Genomic DNA, 17465 nt, shown 5'->3' on the forward strand with positions numbered 1-17465 from the left:
TGCCCTCCCCAATTCGGGGAGGGAGGGCGCTACCCGGCCACCAGCGAGAAGTCGGCGACCTTGCCCATGGCGGACTGGACCTGTTGCAGGAGCAGCAGGCGGTTGGTCCGCTCCTCCGGGACGTCCGAGTTGACCAGCACCTTTTCGAAGAAGGCGTCCACCGGCGCGCGCAGAGCGGCCAGGGCGGTCATGGCCGCCGTGTAGTCTTCGGCGGCCAGCGCGGGCTCAAGCTTGAGAGACAGCGCCAGGACCGCCTGGATGAGCGCCTGCTCCTCCGGCGGACCGGCGGACTCGACCAGCGTTCCCGTCGGCAGAGCGCCCTTCTTCTCCTCGGCCTTGAGGATGTTGGCGGCGCGGCGGTAGCCGGCCAGCAGGTTGGCGCCGTCGTCGGTCTTCAGGAAACCGTCGAGGGCCTCGACCCGGGCGACGATGCGGACGAGGTCGTCGTCGTTGAGGGCGAAGACGGCGTCGACGAGGTCGAAGCGCTTGCCCTGGTCGCGCAGGGTGACCTTCAAGCGGTCGGCGAAGAAGGGCATCAGGTCGTTGGCCCTGACGCCGCTGACCGTGTTGAGCGCCAGACGCTTGCCGGACTCAAGGATGATGCGGATGACCCCGAGCGCCGCGCGACGCAGGGCGTAGGGGTCCTTCGAGCCGGTCGGCTTCTCGTCGATGGAGAAGAAGCCGACGAGGGTGTCCAGCTTGTCCGCCAGCGCCACGGCGATGCTGACCGGCGCGGTCGGCACGGAGTCGCCGGGGCCCTGCGGCCGGTAGTGGTCGCGGATGGCGTCGGCCAGCACGGCATCGAGTCCGTCGGCATTCGCGTAGTAGCGGCCCATGACCCCCTGCAGTTCGGGGAACTCGCCGACCATCTGGCTGGCGAGGTCGGCTTTGGCGAGGCGAGCGGCTTTCTCGGCCGTGTCGGGGTCGGCGCCGACCAGCGGCGCGATCTCGCGGGCCAGGGCGGCGATGCGCTCGACGCGCTCAGCCATGGTTCCGAGCTTGGCGTGGAAAGTCACGCCTGACAGTTTTTCCAGCCAGGCGTCGAAGCCGCTCTTGCGGTCCTCGTCCCAGAAGAACCGCGCGTCGCTCAGCCGCGCCGACAGCACCTTGGCGTTGCCGGCGGCGATGACCTTGCCGCCGTCGTCGGCGGCGATGTTGGCGACGACCAGGAAGTGCGGGGCCAGCTTGCCGGTCGCGGGGTCGCGGACGGCGAAATACTTCTGGTGGGTGCGCATGGAGGTGCGGATGACCTCCGGCGGCAGGTCGAGGAAGGCAGGATCCATGTCGCCCAGGATCGGCACCGGCCATTCGGCGAGGCCGGCGACCTCGTCCAGCAGGCCCTCGTCCTCGACCAGTTCGAGGTTGCGGGCGAAGCAGAGGGTGCGGGCGCCCTCGAGGATGCGTTCCTTGCGCTCCTCGGCGTCGAGCACGACGTAGTGGCCCAGCAGGGCCTCGCGGTATTCGTCGAAGTCGCGGGCGCGGAACACCTGGCCGCTGCCCATGAAGCGGTGGCCCTGGCTGAGGTCGCCGGCCTCCAGGCCTTCGAAGCTGATCGGCACGATCTCGCGGTCGAAGACGCAGAGGATGCGCTGCAGCGGGCGCACCCAGCGCAGCTTGCCGCTGCCCCAGGTCATCGATTTGGGCCACGGGAAGTTCCGCACCGTCGCCTCGACCAGCTCGGCGATGATCTCGGTGGTCGGGCGGCCGGCGGTCTGGATGCGGCCGAACCAGACGCCGTCGCGTTCGGTCAGCTGCTCACGGGTCAGGCCGGTCTTGCGCAGGAAGCCGTCGATGGCCTGGTCGGGCGAGCCGACACGGGGGCCTTTGACCTCTTCGTCACGGTCGGCCTGGGCGACCGGCAGGCCTTCGATGACCAGGGCCAGGCGACGCGGACCGGCGAAGGCCTTCATGCCCTCGCTGATCAGGCCGGCGGCGGACAGGCCATCGCGGACCATGCGTTCGAGATCGCGCGCGGCCTGGGCCTGCATGCGCGCGGGGATTTCTTCGGAGAAGAGTTCGAGAAGCAGCTGGGGCATTGGTCTTACGCGGCTTCCTGCTGCTTCAGCCATTCGCTGGCGCAGAGTTTACAGAGGTCACGGATGCGGCCGATGTAGCTGGCGCGCTCGGCCACGGCGATGGCGCCGCGGGCGTTCATGACGTTGAAGAGGTGGCTGGCCTTCAGCACATGGTCATAGGCCGGCAGGACCAGCTTCTGGCCCTGCGGTCCGACGCCGACCTCCAGGATGCGGACAACCTGGCGCTCCATGTCCTCGAACTGGCGCTTGAGGGTGTCGACGTCGGCGACCTCGAAATTGTAGGCGCTCATCTGGCGCTCGTTTTCGAGGAAGACCTCGCCGTAGCTCATGCCGCGATCGTTGAACGGCAGGTCGTAGACGTTGTCGACGCCGAAGACGTACATCGCCAGCCGCTCGAGGCCGTAGGTCAGCTCGCCTGCGACGGGGTTCACGTCGAGGCCGCCGACCTGCTGCATGTAGGTGTATTGCGACACCTCCATGCCGTCGCACCAGACCTCCCAGCCGAGGCCCCAGGCCCCGACCGTGGGGTTCTCCCAGTCGTCCTCGACGAAGCGGATGTCGTGCAGGCGGGCGTCCAGGCCGATGGCGGCCAGGGAGCCCAGGTAGAGGTCCTGCATGTCCGGCGGGTTGGGCTTCAAGAGCACCTGGTACTGGTAGTAATGCTGCAGCCGGTTGGGGTTTTCGCCATAGCGGCCGTCGCCCGGGCGGCGGCTGGGCTGGACGTAGGCGGCGCTCCACGGCTTCGGGCCCAGCGCGCGCAGCACCGTGGCCGGGTGCAGGGTCCCTGCCCCGACCTCGATGTCGTGCGGCTGCAGGATCACGCAACCTCGGTCGCTCCAGTAGTTGTGGAGCGTCAGGATCAGGCCCTGGAAGGAGGTCGGTTTGGCGGCAATCATGGTGTCTGTTCGCAGGCGCAAAAAAAGTCGGCGGACCATAGGGCCCGCCGACTTCAGCTTCAACACTGCTTAGAGGGTCAATTGCCCTTGGCGGCCGTCCGCTTGCCGGCCCGCGATTGCGGCGGGTACTTGGCGCGGTTCTCGGCGGTGTCCAGCACCGGGCCGTTGGTGACCTGGGCCGGCTCGGCGGCAGCGGCGGCGACCGCCGTGGCCGGGGCCATGCCGGGCTCGGTCGGGACCGCGACCGGCGCCGCGGTGGCCGGTTCGGCCGGGGCGGCGGGATCGGCCGGCGCGCCGGTCATCGGATCGGTGGCGTTGGGATCGGCCGGGTCAGCCGGCGGGGCGGTGGCCGGGGTCATGCCGGCATCGGTCGGCTGATCGGTCGCCGCCGGCTGCTGCCAGCTGGCGCGGATGACCCGGCCCTGCGGCATGTCGGTGGTCATGTTGGCGGCGACCGGCGTGCCGGTCGGCGTCAGCACCTTGTCGACCACATGGATCAGGCCGTTGGTCGCCCTCACGTCAGCCTGGGTAACCGTGGCGGGACCCACCGTGAAGGCGGCGCCACTGTTGTCGAGCACGATTTCGGGGCCGGCCACGGTGGCGACCTTGCCGGCGTTTTCCTTGACCTTGGTCGAGTCGATGGGGGCGTTGATCAGGTGGTAGGTCAGCAGCTTCTGCAGCTCCTGGGGATTTTCCTCCAGCCGCTTCAGCTCGCCGGCCGGCAGGGCCGCGAAGGCCGCGTCGGTGGGGGCGAACAGGGTCAGGTTCTTGTTGGTCTTGATCAGGGTGGTGAGGTTGGTCTCGTCGAGCGTGCGCAGCAGGACGGTGAACTGGCCCGAGGCTTTCAGGGTGTCGACGATATCGCCCTTGGCGACCACGGCGGCGGGGGCGGCGGGCGTCGTCGCCGGAGCCGGGGTTGCGGCGGGCGGGGTGGCGGCGGGCGGCGTCGCGGCCGTCGGCGGCGCGGCGGGCTGGGCGGTCGGCTTGGGCGCCGCAGGCGTGGCGGGAGCGGCGGTCTGGGCCAGGGCGGCCCCGCCGGCCAGCAGGCTGATCGCGGCGGCGGCGGTGAGCAGGGTCGATTTGGTCATGGGAAGTCCTTTCCGGGTCTTTCGGGGAGGTGACGCAATGCGGCGGACAGCCTGATCGAGGGATCGCCCGCCTGGGGTGTATTGGAAGGCCGCTAGTTGCCGACCGCGGCGGTGCGCTTGCCGGCCCGCGATTGCGGCGGGTACTTGGCGCGGTTTTCGGCGGTGTCGAGCACCGGTCCGTTGGTGACCAGAGCCGGCTCCGCGGAGGCGATGGCGACGGCATAGGCCGGGTCGGTCATCGGCGTGGCCGGAGTGGCGGCGCGGGCCCCTTCGACCTTCCGCTGTTGTTCGGCGGCGCGCATCTCGTCGTTCCGGTCGAAGGTCGAGCGCTTCTGATTGGGGGCGATCGGGCCGCTCGGGGTGGTGGTCTGGGTCGGCGGGGCCGGATCCTGGACCGACTGGGCGGTGGCCTGGGCAGCCATCAGGACGGTGGCCAGGGCGGCGGCGGAGAACAGGAGGTAGGGTTTCATGACGCTATCCTTGAACACTTGCGCGGGAACAGGCGGCCGACGCACGGTCGGCGGCGGAAGGACCGATCAGTTGCCGAGGGCGCGAGTCTGCTTGCCGCCGTTGGAGTCCGGACCGCCGTAGGCGCGGCGGGTGGCGGGGGTGTCGGGCACCGGCGGGTTGGAGACGACGGTCGGATCGCCGGCCTTCAGCAGGTAGGCCTGCTCGACCGGGGTGAGCGAACTGGTGGGAATGCCGGCCGGCTGGGCGGCCTCAGCGGCCATCTCGTCCGGGTAACGCACGATCGGCGGCGGGGTCGGGGCGGTGACGTCCGTGCCACCGTCGCCGGGAACGGCGGCCTCCGGCGGCATGGGCTGGGTCTGAGCCAGGGCCGAGCCGGCCAGGGCGGCGCCGAACGACAGCACGGCCAGGGCCGCGGCGGTCTTCAGGACGGGGTTGGAACGCATGGCTTCCTCGACGGTCTTGGTCCATCGCGAGATGAACCGGTGAGCCCCCCGTCGGCGGTTTCAGCGATTGCGGCCCTGAGTCGGTTGCCCACGATCACGCGTTCGTGAAGTCGCGGCGCCTATCGCCCTAGGAAGACGAAGGACGCCCCAAGCGCGATCAGGCCGAAGCCGACGAGGGTCTGCCAGCGGACCGGCTCGTTCAGATAGAAGGTCGAGAAGACGACGAAGACCACCAGGGTGATGACCTCCTGCATGGTCTTCAGCTGGGCCGTCGACCAGACGCCCGAGCCGATGCGGTTGGCGGGCACGGCCAGGGCGTACTCCGGCAGGGCGATCAGCCAGCTGGTCAGGATCGCCAGCCACAGGGCCGCGCCCTTGTGCTTGAGATGACCGTACCAGGCGAAGGTCATGAAGACGTTCGAGGCGATCAGCAGGCCGATGGGCGCCAGACGCGCGACCAGGGTCGAGGACATGATTTACTCCGTTGCGAGGGGCGCAGCTTACCCACGGAAACCCCCGGAATGGGCGCCTCATTTTTGAGCAGGCCGGCACGGCGCCGCTCAGCGAACGGGCGCGCCGCCGCTTTCTTGCCGATTCCCTAACGGCGCGCGCCGGGGTCGTGCGGTGCATCCCGCTAGCCTGCCCCTGCACAAGAAACAGAGGGGCGCGCGCCTGAACGGCGGGCGAACAAGGCGGATGAAACTGATCATAGCGGTGGTCAAACCCTTCAAGCTGGACGAGGTGCGTGAAGCCCTGGTCGCGGCTGGCGTCGAGGGGATGACCGTCTCCGAGGTGAAGGGCTACGGCCGGCAGAAGGGCCAGACCGAGATTTACCGGGGCGCCGAGTACCAGGTGAACTTCGTGCCCAAGGTGAAGGTCGAGGTGGCGGTCGACGACAGCGCCGCCGGCAAGGCCGTGGAGGCCATCAAGGCCGCCGCCGCCACCGGCAAGATCGGCGACGGCAAGATCTTCGTCCTCAACCTCGAGGACGCGGTGCGGATCCGCACCGGCGAATCCGGCGCCTCGGCGCTGTGATCAAGAACACAGGGGATAAACCAATGAAATCACTCAAGTTCGGCAGGTTGGCGGGGCTGATGCTCGCCGCCGCCATCGCCGGGGCGCCGATGGCCGCTCCGGCCTTCGCCCAGGAGGCCGCGCCGGCCGCCGCCGAAGCCGCTCCCGCGGCCCCGGCCGCCGAGGCCCCCGCCCCGGCTCCCGAAGTCGCGGCCCCCGCCGCCGCCGAGGAAGCGGCGCCGACGCCCGACAAGGGCGACACCACCTGGATGATGGTCTCCATGGTGCTGGTGCTGCTGATGATCGTGCCGGGTCTGGCGCTGTTCTACGGCGGCCTGGTGCGCTCCAAGAACATGCTCTCCATGCTGGTCCAGGTGACCACCGTGGCCTGCATCGGCATCATCGCCTGGGTGTTCTGGGGCTACAGCCTGGCCTTCACCGACGGCGGCGGACTGAACGCCTTCGTCGGCGGCCTCAGCAAGGTCGGCCTCAAGGGGGCGATCTTCGGCGCCGACGGGACCTTCACCAATGTGGAGACCTTCTCCAAGGGCGTGGTCATCCCCGAGCTGATCTTCGTGGCCTTCCAGGCAACCTTCGCGGCCATCACCGCCGCCCTGGTGCTCGGCGGCGTCGCCGAGCGCATGAAGTTCATGGCCGTGGTGGTGTTCGCCGTCCTGTGGCCGATCCTCAGCTACTACCCGATGGCCCACATGGTCTGGTGGTGGGCGGGCGCCACCTCGGCGTTCGGCATGGATCCTGCGGAACTGACCAAGGGGGCTGGCCTGCTCTGGGGCTGGGGCGCCCTGGACTTCGCCGGCGGCACCGTGGTGCACATCAACGCCGGTATCGCCGCCCTGATGGGCTGCCTGATCCTCGGCAAGCGGACGGGCTACCAGAAGGAGCCGATGCAACCCCACTCGCTCACCCTGACCATGGTCGGCGCGGGTCTGCTGTGGGTCGGCTGGTTCGGCTTCAACGCCGGCTCCAACCTGGAAGCCAACGGCTACGCGGGCCTCGCCCTGATCAACACCCTGGTGGCCACCGCCGCGGCGGGCGTCAGCTGGCTGATCGTCGAGCAGGTCACCCGCGGCAAGGCGTCCGGCCTGGGCCTGGCGTCCGGCATCGTCGCCGGCCTGGTGGCGGTCACCCCGGCCGCCGGCTTCGCCGGTCCGGTGGGCTCGATCATTCTCGGCCTGATCGTCTCGCCGATCTGCGTCTTCTTCTGCTCGGTCGTGAAGAACGCGCTGAAGTATGACGACAGCCTTGACGCCTTCGGCATCCACGCCGTCGGCGGCATCGTCGGCGCCATCGCCACCGGCATCCTGGTCAACCCGGCCTTCGGGGGCGCCGGCCTGGTGGACTTCACCAAGGCCGCGGCCGCCGAATACAACATGGGCGTCCAGGTGATGGCCCAGGTGAAGGCCGTCGGCGTCGCCGTGGTCTGGTCGGCCATCGCCTCGACCATCGTCTTCGTCCTGATCAAGTTCACCTTCGGCCTGCGCGTCAGCGCGGAAACCGAAGAGGACGGCCTGGACATCGCCGAGCACGGGGAGCGGGCCTACCACTAGTCTTCGGTAGGACTGCCTTCCCTCTCCGGGGGGAGATCAGCGGGGGGCGTGACGGGCAACCGTCACGCCCTTCGGCGTTTTAGTCCTCCCTCGGCGCGAAGCGACGGGGGAGGGGGACCGCGCCCGAAGGGCGTGGTGGAGGGGGCAGCGCAGGCTTGTCAGGAGAGAAAGCGTTCTGGCGCGGCAGAGACACCTGCGTTCATGATCAACCCGATCCGCCGGCGCTGCCCCCTCCACCACCGCCTTCGGCGGCGGTCCCCCTCCCCCGTCAGGCCTTCGGCCTGCCGAAGGAGGATTTTAAGCCCCCAACCGGCAGCGCCGCACCCACCAGTCGGGCCGCATGCTCTGCAGCCGCTCAGCCAGGCCCTCGGCTTCGATGTCGCCGGCGCACAGGGCGAAACAGGTCGCGCCGGAGCCGCTCATCCGGGCCAGCAGGGTCTCCGGCTCGCCGCGCAGGGTTTCCAGCACCTCGCCGATGGCCGGGGTCAGGGCGACGGCAGGGGCCTCCAGGTCGTTGCGGCAGGTGGCCAGCACGGCGGCCACCTCGACCACGTCCTCGAAGCTCTCCGGCAGCCAGGGCCGCATCGCGTTCCCCGGGGCGCCGGCCTCGTCATAGGCGCGGTAGACGGGCCCGGTCGGCGAGGCGACGCGGGGATTGACCAGCACCGCGTCGAGCACCGGCATGACGGGGGCGACGACCAGCTTGTCGCCCCTGCCCTCGCCGATCACCGTCTCGGCCCACAGGCAGGCGATACCGTCCGAGCCCAGCTCGGCGGCGACGGCGTTGAGCGCCTCGTCCTGCAGCGGCAGGCCGAGGGCGTCCCGCAACAGCAGCAGGGTGGCGCCGGCGTCGGAGGAGCCGCCGCCCAGGCCGGCCGCGATCGGCAGCTGCTTGTCGAGGATCAGGCGGAAGGGCGGAACCGGCCCGCCGGCCAGCTTGGTCAGCGCCCAGGCGGCCCGCAGGACAAGGTTGTTGGGCTCCAGGGCCAGGCCACCCGCAAACGGCCCGGTGACCTCGAAATCGAGCGCCTCGGCCGGTTGCACCGCCACCCGGTCGCCGACATCGGCGAAGGCCATCAGGCTGCTGACCGGATGGAAGCCATCCGCCTGCAGCGCCCCGACATGGAGGTAGAGGTTGATCTTGGCGGGCGCGAACCGGCTGAGCGACATCTAGCGTTCGGCCACGACCGGCGTCACGCCCGTCAGGCCGTTGGCCAGCTTGGCTTCAGCCTTGGCCTTCATCGCCGCGTCGGGCTTCAGTTGCAGGACGCGGGTCCACTGGAAGCGCGCCTCGATCTGGCGGCCAACCTGCCAGTAGGCGTCGCCCAGGTGGTCGTTGATGTCGGGATCGGCCGGCTCCAGGGTCACCGCCCGTTCGAGGAAATCGACGGCGTTGCGATAGTCGCCCATCCGGAAATAGGCCCAGCCCAGGCTGTCGATCATCGCCCCGCTGCGCGGATTGGCCGACACCGCCCGCTGCACCATGTCGAGCGCCTGGCCAAGGTTCTGGCCGCGGTCGATCCAGGCATAGCCCAGGAAGTTGAGCAGTTCCGGCTCGTCAGGCTGTTGGGCCAGCGCCTTCTGCAGGTCGGCCTCGGCGCCGGGCCAGTCGCCGGCCCGCTCGCGGGAAACGCCGCGCATGTAGAAGAGGCGCCAGTCGGCCTTGTCGCCGTCGATCTCGATGACCCGGCTGATGGTGGTCACCGACTCCGCATAGCGCTGGTTGGCGCGCAGCAGGTCGGCGTAGGTCAGCAGGGCGTCGCGCTGGCCGCCGGCGGCCGCCTCGGCGGCCATCTTCAGGGCCTTGTCGGAGTCGCCGGCCGCCTGCAGCGACCAGGCCAGGCGCGAGCGGGCGGCGGTGTATTCGCGGCTGCCGGCCTTGACCTGGGCATAGGCGGAGCGGGCGTTCTCGGCGTCTTCCAGGCCGGTGTAGACGTCGCCCAGCTCCAGCCAAAGCTCCTCGCGCTTGGGATCGAGGCGGGCCGAGAGGCGCAGGTAGGCCAGCGCCAGCTGGTACTGCTTGTCGGCCAGCATGGCCGAGGCCGGGATCAGCAGGGCGCGGGACGAGCCCTCGCGGATGGTCGGCATGGCGGGGGCCTTGCGCTTCTTCGCAGCGCGCTCGCGGGCGGCGGTCAGGGCAGGGTCGCCCGGGCGGGCCTTCAGAGCGGTGTCATAGACGACCACCGCTTCGGCGGCGCGCTTGCGGCGCTCGAGGAAGGCCCCGTAGTCGGGGGCGAAGATGGCCGAGGCGTCGCCGAAGCCCATCAGGATCCTGTAGTTGGCCTCGGCCTCGTCCAGGCGGTTGAAGCGTTCCAGCAGCTGGGCCTGGCCGAGCAGGCCGAAGACCTCGACCAGCCGGTCGCCGCGCAGGACCGGCCGGGCCACGGCGCCTTCCTCGTCGCCGGCTGCCGCCGCGACCCAGGGGGTCAGCAGGACCGAGGCCTGGCGGTGCGGGAAGCCGACCGTCTGGTCGATCATGATGGCCTTGGCGGTGGCCGCGTCATTGACCGCCAGGGCCTCGACCGCGCGGGTCAGCAGGCCCAGGCGGACGACCATGACCGAGGCCTCGCCCTCGCCCGGCGCACTGGCGGCGGCGCGGGTGACATCGCCGGAGAACAGGGCCGCCTGGAAAATGCGGTGCTTGAGGGTGCCGGTCTCGGCGCCCAGCGCCTCGGCCCGGGCGAAGTAGCTGGAGGCCTCGTCGTTCTGGCCGTCGGCCTGGGCCTTCTGGCCGGCGAGGAACTGGCCGTAGCCGGACTGGCCTTCGGTATCGTGGTTGCTCTGGACCGGACGCAGGCCGGCGTCCTCGGCGCTGGGCGCCGGGGTGGTGGCGCAGGCGGTGAGCAGCAGGGCGCAGGACGCGGCGGAAACAAGGGCAAGGCGCTTCATGCCGTGTAAGTTGCCCCAATCGGTGGCGGGAGCAAGGCCAACCTTCCCCGTTCACGGGGAAGGGGGACCGCTCGCGAAGCGAGTGGTGGAAGGGGCGAGGGCCGTGCGCGGTCAACGCGAGGCTGGCCGGCCCCTGTTCGTCGGAAGGCAGCTCTCCGTCACTCGCCCCCTCCACCACGCTGCGCGTGGTCCCCCTCCCCCGCAAACGGGGGAGGATGGAGCCCCTACATATTCGGGTAGTTGGGGCCGCCGCCGCCTTCCGGCGTCGTCCAGACGATGTTCTGCGACGGGTCCTTGATGTCGCAGGTTTTGCAGTGGACGCAGTTCTGGGCGTTGATCTGGAACTTCGGGTTGGCTCCGGCCTCGTCGTACAGCACCTCGTAGACGCCGGCCGGGCAGTAGAGCCGGGCCGGTTCGCCGTACTGGGGCAGGTTGACGTTAATCGGGATCGACGGATCCTTGAGCTTCAGGTGGGCCGGCTGGTCTTCCTCATGGTTGGTGGCCGACAGGAAGACGCTCGACAGCTTGTCGAAGCTGATGACGCCGTCGGGCTTGGGATAGACCTTCTGCTTGAAGTCCTTGGCCAGGCCCGTCGAGGCGGCGTCGGTCTTGTCGTGCTTCATGGTGCCGAAGAAGGAGAAGCCGCCGGTCAGATAGTTGACCCACATGTCGAACATGCCGACCGCGCCGCCCATGAAGGTGCCCAGCTTGCCAAGCAGCGGCTTGGCGTTGCGGACGATCTTCAGTTCCTTGGCCACCCAGCTGCCCTCGTAGGCGGCCTGGTATTCGACCAGCTCGTCAGCCTGGCGGCCGGCCTGCAGAGCCTTGAAGGCTTCCTCGGCGGCCAGCATGCCGGTCTTCATGGCGTTGTGGCTGCCCTTGATGCGGGGCACGTTGACGAAGCCAGCCGAGCAGCCGATCAGCACGCCGCCCGGGAAGATCAGCTTGGGCACCGACTGGTAGCCGCCCTCGGTGATGGCGCGGGCCCCGTAGGCGATGCGCTTGCCGCCCTCGAGGTAGGGCTTCACCGACGGGTGGTGCTTGAAGCGCTGGAATTCGTCGAAGGGCGAGAGGAAGGGGTTCTTGTAGTTGAGGTGCACGACGTAGCCGATGGCCACGTAGTTGTCCCCGAAGTGGTACATGAAGCTGCCGCCGCCGGTGTCGTTGTCGAGCGGCCAGCCGGTGGTGTGCTGGGCCAGGCCCGAGCGATGGTTGGCGGCCGGGATCTGCCACAGTTCCTTGATGCCGATGCCGTACTTCTGCGGGCTCTTGCCCTTCTGCAGATCGAACTTGTTGATCAGGATCTTGCTGAGCGAGCCGCGCACGCCCTCGGCGAAGAAGACATACTTGCCGTGCAGTTCCATGCCGGGCTCGTAGGAGCCCTTCTTCTGGCCGTCCTTGCCGACGCCGACGACGCCAACGATGACGCCCTTCACCGAACCGTCCTCACGGTAGACGAGGTCCGACGCCGCGAAGCCCGGATAAATCTCGACGCCGAGATTCTCGGCCTGGGTCGCCAGCCAGCGGCAGAGGTTGCCGAGCGAGGCGATGTAGCAGCCGTCGTTGTGCATGAACGGCGGCATGGCGAACATCGGCAGGTCGAGCTCGCCCTGGGGGCCGAGAATCAGGAACTTGTCCTGGGTGACCGGCGTCTCGAGCGGCGCGCCCTGTTCCTTCCAGTCGGGGATCAGCTCGGTCAGCGCCTTGGGATCGATCACCGCGCCCGACAGGATGTGGGCCCCGACTTCCGAGCCCTTTTCCAGCACGGCGACCGAAACCTCGGTCCCGGCCTGCTCGGCCATCTGCTTGAGGCGGATCGCCGCCGCCAGGCCGGAAGGGCCGCCGCCGACGATGACGACGTCGTACTCCATGGCTTCGCGCTCTTCGGCGGCCGTGTCGATGTCGCTCATGGTCAGTCCCCGGTTCGATCCTCTGGCACGCTTATCTGAACCAGACGCAACGGCGGTCAAGCGGGAATGGCGTCGCAAACCGCGAATATGCGCAACTTGCCGGGGTGACCGGCGGGCCTGAGGCCCCTATCCTTGCCCTCCCATGACTCCCGCCTCCGACCGCCGCGCCGCCGAGGCCCTGCTCGCCTTCTGGGCCGACGCGGGGGTGGAGGCGCTGTATGCCGACGAGGCGATCGACCGGCTGGCCGAGGGCGCCGAGCGGCTCAAAGCCCGGGCGCGGCCGGCGCCGCCTCCCCCGCCGCCGACCCCGATCCGGCCAGCCCGGCCCGGCGTGCCCAACATCGACATCGGCGCGGCTCTGGACCAGGCGCAGGCGATGGCGGCGGCCGCGAACAGCATCGAAGCGCTGGCCGAGGCGATCGCCGCCTTCGAGGGCTGTCCACTACGCTACGAGGGCGCGCGGCAGTCGGTCTTCTATCGCGGCGCCCTCGACGCGCCGGTGATGGTCATCGGCGAAGGCCCCGGGGCCGATGAGGATTCGGTCGGCCAGCCGTTCGTCGGCCGGGCCGGCAAGCTGCTCGACAAGATGCTGGGCGCCGCGGGCCTTACCGACCGGGTGTTCATCACCAACACCGTCTTCTGGCGCCCCCCCGGCAACCGCACCCCGACCCCGGCCGAACAGGCGGTCTGCGCCCCCTTCGTCGAGCGGGCCGTCGCCCTGGTGAAGCCCCGCATGCTGCTGCTGGCCGGCGGGGCCTCGGCCAAGGCCGTGCTGAAACGGGACGAAGGCATTCTCGCCATGCGTGGCCGCTGGTTCGAATGGAAGTCGACCGACGGCGCGCTCGACCTGCCCGCCATGCCGACACTTCACCCCGCCTTCCTGCTGCGCCAGCCGGCAGCCAAGAAGAAGGCCTGGGCTGACCTGCTGACCTTGACCGAAAGGCTTGATCGCCAGGGTCGCCCTGCCTAAAGCTGCACGCCTCTTGCAGTGGGGGGCTCCACTGAAGGGCGTGCGGCCGTTGAACTCTGGTTCAAAGCCGCCCGCGCTTAACCTTTTGTCGGCGCGATCGCTGTATCGGGGCCGGTCAAATCGAGTTCGGGGGTTTTCGGCATGGTTGCGGCCGGCGTGAAGCTTTGCAGAGTTCTGGCGGCCCTCGCCCTGCTGGCCCTCGCCTGCATCGCGGCCCCCGCCCTGGCCGCCGACGGCCCGCTGTCCAAGCCCGATGAAGCCCGTTACCGCGCCGCCTTCGCCGCCGCCGACCGGGGTGACTTCGACGAGGCCGACGCTGTCCTGGCCAAGGTCAAGGACCGCTCCCTGATCGGCCATGTCGAGTTCGTCAAACTGATGCACCCGACGGCCTACCGCGCGACCTATCCCGAACTGGTCGATTGGCTGGGCGACCATGGCGAGCTGGGCGGGGCCGAGCGCATCTACGCCCTGGCCCAGAAGCGCCAGCCGCGCGGGGCCCGCGAGCCGGCCAAGCCCAGCTTCCTCGCCGCCGCCCGCGTCTGGATGCAGGCCGGCAACGAGACCACCCTCGGCGACGCCAGTTTCGCGGCCCGCGACGCCTATTACTCGGGCCGCACCGCCGAGGCCTGGGCCCTGGCGCCGTCGGCGGACGAGCCCTGGATCGCCGCCCTGGCCGGCTGGCGGCTGGGCAAGGTCAGCGAGGCCGCCGCCTTCTTCCTCAAGGTGGCCGAGGACGACGGCAACGACGACTGGCTGCGCTCGGCGGCCTGGTTCTGGGCCGGCCGCTGCGCCGAGCGGTTGGGCGACCGGCAGGCCGCCCGCGGCTATTTCCAGCGCGCGGCGGGCACGCCCTACACCTTCTACGGCCTGATCGCGACGCGGAAGCTGGAGATGGAAGGCGGGCGGGAAATCGCCTTCAAGACCAGCGAGGCGCCGCCCGCGCCCAGGCCGGTGGTCGATGACATCCCCACTGTCAGCCCGCTGCTGATCCGCGTCTCGAGCCGCGACCAGCGCAAGGCCGACTCCCTGATCGAGCGCGACGCGCGGGCCCAGCGCGCCGCCGCCCTGGTGCAGATCGACCGGCCGGTCGAGGCCGCCCAGGAACTGCGCGTCGGCCTGGCCCTGGCCCGCAGCGACACCGACCAGAAGGACTGGCAGACCCTGATCGTCGCCCTCAAGGTGCCGCTGCAGGTCGCCCCGACGCCGACCCCCGGCCCCGCCCCGGTCAAGAAGAAGGCCCGCCCCTATCGCGCCGAGCCCTATGACGTGCCGGAGCTTTATCCCGACGGCGGCTTCACCCTCGACAAGGCCCTGGTCTACGCCCTGGTCCGCCAGGAGAGCCGGTTCAATCCCTACGCCTACAGCCATGCCGGCGCCGTGGGCCTGATGCAGGTGCGGCCGACCTCGGCGGCGGAGGCGGCCGGCGACGACCACCTGCTCTACAACATCATGCCGCTGTTCGACCCGCCGGTGAACCTGCGCATCGGCCAGGACTACATGACCTGGTTGATGGAGCGGGGCCTGGGCGGCGGCGACGACGCCTATGACCTGTTCCGCGTCATCGCCGCCTACAACGGCGGGGCCGGGGCGGTGATCAAGACCCGCAAGCGCATGGAGCCGGACGCCGACGCGTTGCTGTTCATGGAAAGCCTGCCGGCCAGGGAGACGCGGGAGTACGTGGAGAAAGTCGCGTTTGGGTATTGGACCTATCGCCGGATGTGGGGGCAACCGACCCCGACCCTGGACCAGGCGGCGCGGTACGAGCGGATCGTGAACCTGCGCAGCGACCGCTAGGGGTTATCGAAGCGGACTACCATTATACCCCGGCAAGGCCTTGGAAAGCGGTCATTTTCCGCAAGGCGCTGATTTAAGGTGATAATTTGGTAGCGGCAGCGGCTGTGAACGTTGGCGCCGGCGTAGGTGTAGCGTAGGCGCCGGAGCGGGGAATGTTGGCGCCTGGGGATACCGCCATGCCAACGCGCCCGCCGGAACCCGCCGAAAGCCGGGGTTTCGCCGCTTTTGCTCGATGAATATGTCTAGACATATTGCTCAGAGGCCCGGCGGGCGGGCGTTTCTAGCGGGTGATCAGCGCGTCCAGGCGGTCGATCCGGCCCTGCAGCCGGCCCAGCAAACCGCGCCCCTCCCCGCCCAGCTGGTCGTAGAGCCGGCGCGAGATCAGCAGGCCCTCGTCGCCCTTCAGCGGCAGGCGCAGGGCCTCGGCCAGCAGGCGCGAGGGGCGGCGGCCGTCCTTCGAGGCTCGAAAGCGCCCCGCCCGCTCCCAGGTGCGGGCCATGTGCATGGCGGCGGCGGTTTCCCAGTCGGGCGACAGTTTCACGCCCGGCTCCAGGATCAGCAGCCAGTCGCCGCGGGCGGCGGCGCAGGCGGCGGCGACGCCGTCGGTCACGACCCTGGCCCCGGCGTCGTCGGCGATCTCCAGGGTGGCGTCGGCCGAGCCGGCGTCGGCGACCAGCACCTCCTTGACCAGCCCTTCCAGCGCGGCCCCGACCAGGCTGGCCAGGGTGACCGGCAGAGTGCGGGCGGAATCGCGGGTCGGGATCACCACGGAAATCATGGTCCTGTTCATGGCCGCTCAGCGGGCCGGTGGGAAGCGGCGTTCGCCTTTCGTCGCATTTTGTTAACCATCCTTACCAAACCATAGTTCTTGTTTTGTTCGCACGCTGGCGTATGCTCCGCCCGTGCCCCCCATACCGCTCCAGACCAAGGGCCGTGGCGCCCGCACCAACGACACCAGCCGCTTCCTCAGCCTGCAGCGGGAGGAGTTCGACGACGGCTGGACGGCGGACGACGAGAAGCCGAAGCCGCTGCGGACGGTGATCCAGGCCGACCACGCCAAGAGCATCATCGCCAGCAACGACAGCCCCGACATCGGCTTCAACAAGTCGATCAACCCCTACCGGGGCTGCGAGCACGGCTGCATCTACTGCTATGCGCGGCCGGCCCATGCCTATCTGGGCCTGTCGCCGGGCCTGGATTTCGAGAGCAAGCTGTTCTTCAAGCCGTTCGCTCACGAGCTGCTGGCCAAGGAGCTGTCGAAGAAGAGCTACCGGCCCGAGGTCATCCATATCGGCGGCGACACCGATCCGTATCAGCCGGCCGAGCGCAAGATGCGGGTCACCCGGCGGGTGATCGAGACGCTCTACCGCTTCAAGCAGCCCTTCACCCTGATCACCAAGTCGGCCCTGGTGCTGCGCGACCTCGACATCCTGGCGCCGGCCGCCGCCGAGGGCCTGTGCCGCGTGGCGCTGTCGATCACCACCCTCGACCGCAAGCTGGCGCGCAGCATGGAGCCGCGCGCCGCCACCCCGGCCAGGCGGCTGGAGGCGGTGCGGGCGCTGAGCGCGGCGGGCGTGCCGACGGCGGTGATGTTCGCGCCGGTCATCCCGGCGCTCAACGACCATGAGCTGGAGGCGGTGCTGGAGGCGTCGGCCGAGGCGGGGGCGACGACGGCGGGCTATGTCGTCATCCGGCTGCCGCGCGAGATCGCCTCGCTGTTCCAGCAGTGGCTGTCGTCGGATCATCCGGGGCGGGCGGCGCGGGTGATGTCGCTGATCCGCCAGACGCGGGGCGGGGCCGACTACACCGCCGACTGGGGCCGGCGACAGAAGGGCGAGGGCCCGGTCGCCGAACTGATCGCCGCCCGGTTCGCGGCGGCCAAACGGCGGTTCGGGCTGGACGGCGAGATGCCGGCCATGAATCTGGGAAGCTTCAAGGTTCCGCCCAAGGCCGGTGACCAGATGGATCTGTTCGGCGAGGTGGTGAAGGCGGTGAAGCCGCAGGCGGATGTCGTGGGATTGCGGGGGGCGATGGCCAATCCGGTGCATGGCTTTCCGCTGAGCGAAGCGGCGAGTCCTTTGCCGGTGGGGACGGAGCCGTGTCTGCACCGGAAGCATACGTTCTGGAAGACGGGCGAAGAGGCGGAGCCGCAGAGACTGCCCGGCGTGAAAGAGGACGGGGTGGCGGAACCTCCCATCCTCCCCCGTTCACGGGGGAGGGGGACCGTCGCCGAAGGCGATGGTGGAGGGGGCGAGCGCCGTGCGCGGAAGGCGGGGGTTTCGAAGAAGAAATCTGTGTGAGTTCGAGCGAGGCCGGCGCACGGCCCTCGCCCCCTCCACCACTTCGTGGTCCCCCTCCCCCGTAAACGGGGGAGGATGAGGCGGCC

15 protein-coding genes are annotated in these 17465 nt (G+C 69.7%); 5 read left to right on the forward strand and 10 right to left on the reverse strand.

Going from position 1 to position 17465, the window contains the following annotated elements:
- Window positions 1-29 precede the first annotated feature (29 nt).
- The 6 genes from glyS to O5I81_RS15290 all read right to left on the reverse strand — a co-directional run bounded on the left by glyS (window position 30) and on the right by O5I81_RS15290 (window position 5407).
- Window positions 30-2036: a glycine--tRNA ligase subunit beta gene (gene glyS, locus O5I81_RS15265; protein WP_271065716.1), complete on the reverse strand. Its 2007-nt coding sequence runs from the start codon at window positions 2034-2036 to the stop codon at window positions 30-32.
- A gap of 5 nt (window positions 2037-2041) precedes the next feature.
- Entirely contained in the window at window positions 2042-2932 is an 891-nt protein-coding gene (locus O5I81_RS15270; protein ID WP_271065717.1) for a glycine--tRNA ligase subunit alpha, read from the reverse strand.
- A 77-nt stretch (window positions 2933-3009) separates the two neighbouring features.
- On the reverse strand, window positions 3010-4020 hold the full coding sequence (locus tag O5I81_RS15275; RefSeq protein WP_271065718.1) for a fasciclin domain-containing protein: 1011 nt from the start codon (window positions 4018-4020) through the stop codon (window positions 3010-3012).
- Between the two features lie 92 nt (window positions 4021-4112).
- Window positions 4113-4490 carry a hypothetical protein gene (locus tag O5I81_RS15280; RefSeq protein WP_271065719.1) on the reverse strand — a complete coding sequence of 126 codons (378 nt, stop codon included), beginning with the start codon at window positions 4488-4490 and terminating at the stop codon, window positions 4113-4115.
- A 66-nt stretch (window positions 4491-4556) separates the two neighbouring features.
- Window positions 4557-4934, reverse strand: coding sequence for a hypothetical protein (locus O5I81_RS15285; RefSeq protein ID WP_271065720.1), 378 nt, complete (start codon window positions 4932-4934; stop codon window positions 4557-4559).
- A gap of 119 nt (window positions 4935-5053) precedes the next feature.
- On the reverse strand, window positions 5054-5407 hold the full coding sequence (locus tag O5I81_RS15290; RefSeq protein ID WP_271065721.1) for a DMT family protein: 354 nt from the start codon (window positions 5405-5407) through the stop codon (window positions 5054-5056).
- 223 nt (window positions 5408-5630) lie between these two features.
- On the opposite strand from O5I81_RS15290, the gene O5I81_RS15295 reads away from it, so the two are divergent.
- Both O5I81_RS15295 and O5I81_RS15300 read left to right on the forward strand, forming a co-directional pair.
- Complete coding sequence (locus O5I81_RS15295; RefSeq protein ID WP_271065722.1) at window positions 5631-5969, forward strand: P-II family nitrogen regulator; 339 nt, start codon at window positions 5631-5633, stop codon at window positions 5967-5969.
- A 23-nt stretch (window positions 5970-5992) separates the two neighbouring features.
- Window positions 5993-7516 carry an ammonium transporter gene (locus O5I81_RS15300; RefSeq protein WP_271065723.1) on the forward strand — a complete coding sequence of 508 codons (1524 nt, stop codon included), beginning with the start codon at window positions 5993-5995 and terminating at the stop codon, window positions 7514-7516.
- Between the two features lie 297 nt (window positions 7517-7813).
- On the opposite strand, the gene O5I81_RS15305 is transcribed toward O5I81_RS15300, so the two are convergent.
- From O5I81_RS15305 to O5I81_RS15315, 3 genes are all read right to left on the reverse strand, one after another.
- Window positions 7814-8686, reverse strand: a complete 873-nt coding sequence (locus O5I81_RS15305) for a 4-(cytidine 5'-diphospho)-2-C-methyl-D-erythritol kinase (RefSeq protein ID WP_271065724.1) — start codon at window positions 8684-8686, stop codon at window positions 7814-7816.
- A complete protein-coding gene (locus O5I81_RS15310) occupies window positions 8687-10405 on the reverse strand; it encodes a tetratricopeptide repeat protein (RefSeq protein ID WP_271065725.1) in 1719 nt (572 codons plus the stop codon). It lies immediately after the preceding gene.
- A 224-nt stretch (window positions 10406-10629) separates the two neighbouring features.
- A complete protein-coding gene (locus tag O5I81_RS15315) occupies window positions 10630-12315 on the reverse strand; it encodes an electron transfer flavoprotein-ubiquinone oxidoreductase (protein ID WP_271065726.1) in 1686 nt (561 codons plus the stop codon).
- A gap of 142 nt (window positions 12316-12457) precedes the next feature.
- Here O5I81_RS15315 and O5I81_RS15320 point away from each other — a divergent pair, with 142 nt between their 5' ends.
- Together O5I81_RS15320 and O5I81_RS15325 are read left to right on the forward strand one after the other, a co-directional pair.
- Window positions 12458-13285, forward strand: a complete 828-nt coding sequence (locus O5I81_RS15320) for a uracil-DNA glycosylase (protein ID WP_271065727.1) — start codon at window positions 12458-12460, stop codon at window positions 13283-13285.
- A gap of 141 nt (window positions 13286-13426) precedes the next feature.
- Window positions 13427-15079, forward strand: coding sequence for a lytic transglycosylase domain-containing protein (locus O5I81_RS15325; protein ID WP_271065728.1), 1653 nt, complete (start codon window positions 13427-13429; stop codon window positions 15077-15079).
- Between the two features lie 280 nt (window positions 15080-15359).
- Here O5I81_RS15325 and O5I81_RS15330 read toward each other — a convergent pair whose 3' ends face one another.
- On the reverse strand, window positions 15360-15869 hold the full coding sequence (locus tag O5I81_RS15330) for a glycosyltransferase (protein ID WP_271065729.1): 510 nt from the start codon (window positions 15867-15869) through the stop codon (window positions 15360-15362).
- A gap of 112 nt (window positions 15870-15981) precedes the next feature.
- On the opposite strand from O5I81_RS15330, the gene O5I81_RS15335 reads away from it, so the two are divergent.
- Complete coding sequence (locus O5I81_RS15335) at window positions 15982-17379, forward strand: PA0069 family radical SAM protein (protein ID WP_348637265.1); 1398 nt, start codon at window positions 15982-15984, stop codon at window positions 17377-17379.
- Window positions 17380-17465: the final 86 nt, after the last annotated feature.

The organism is Caulobacter sp. NIBR1757, assembly GCF_027912495.1.
In the GTDB taxonomy this organism is placed as follows: Bacteria; Pseudomonadota; Alphaproteobacteria; order Caulobacterales; family Caulobacteraceae; genus Caulobacter.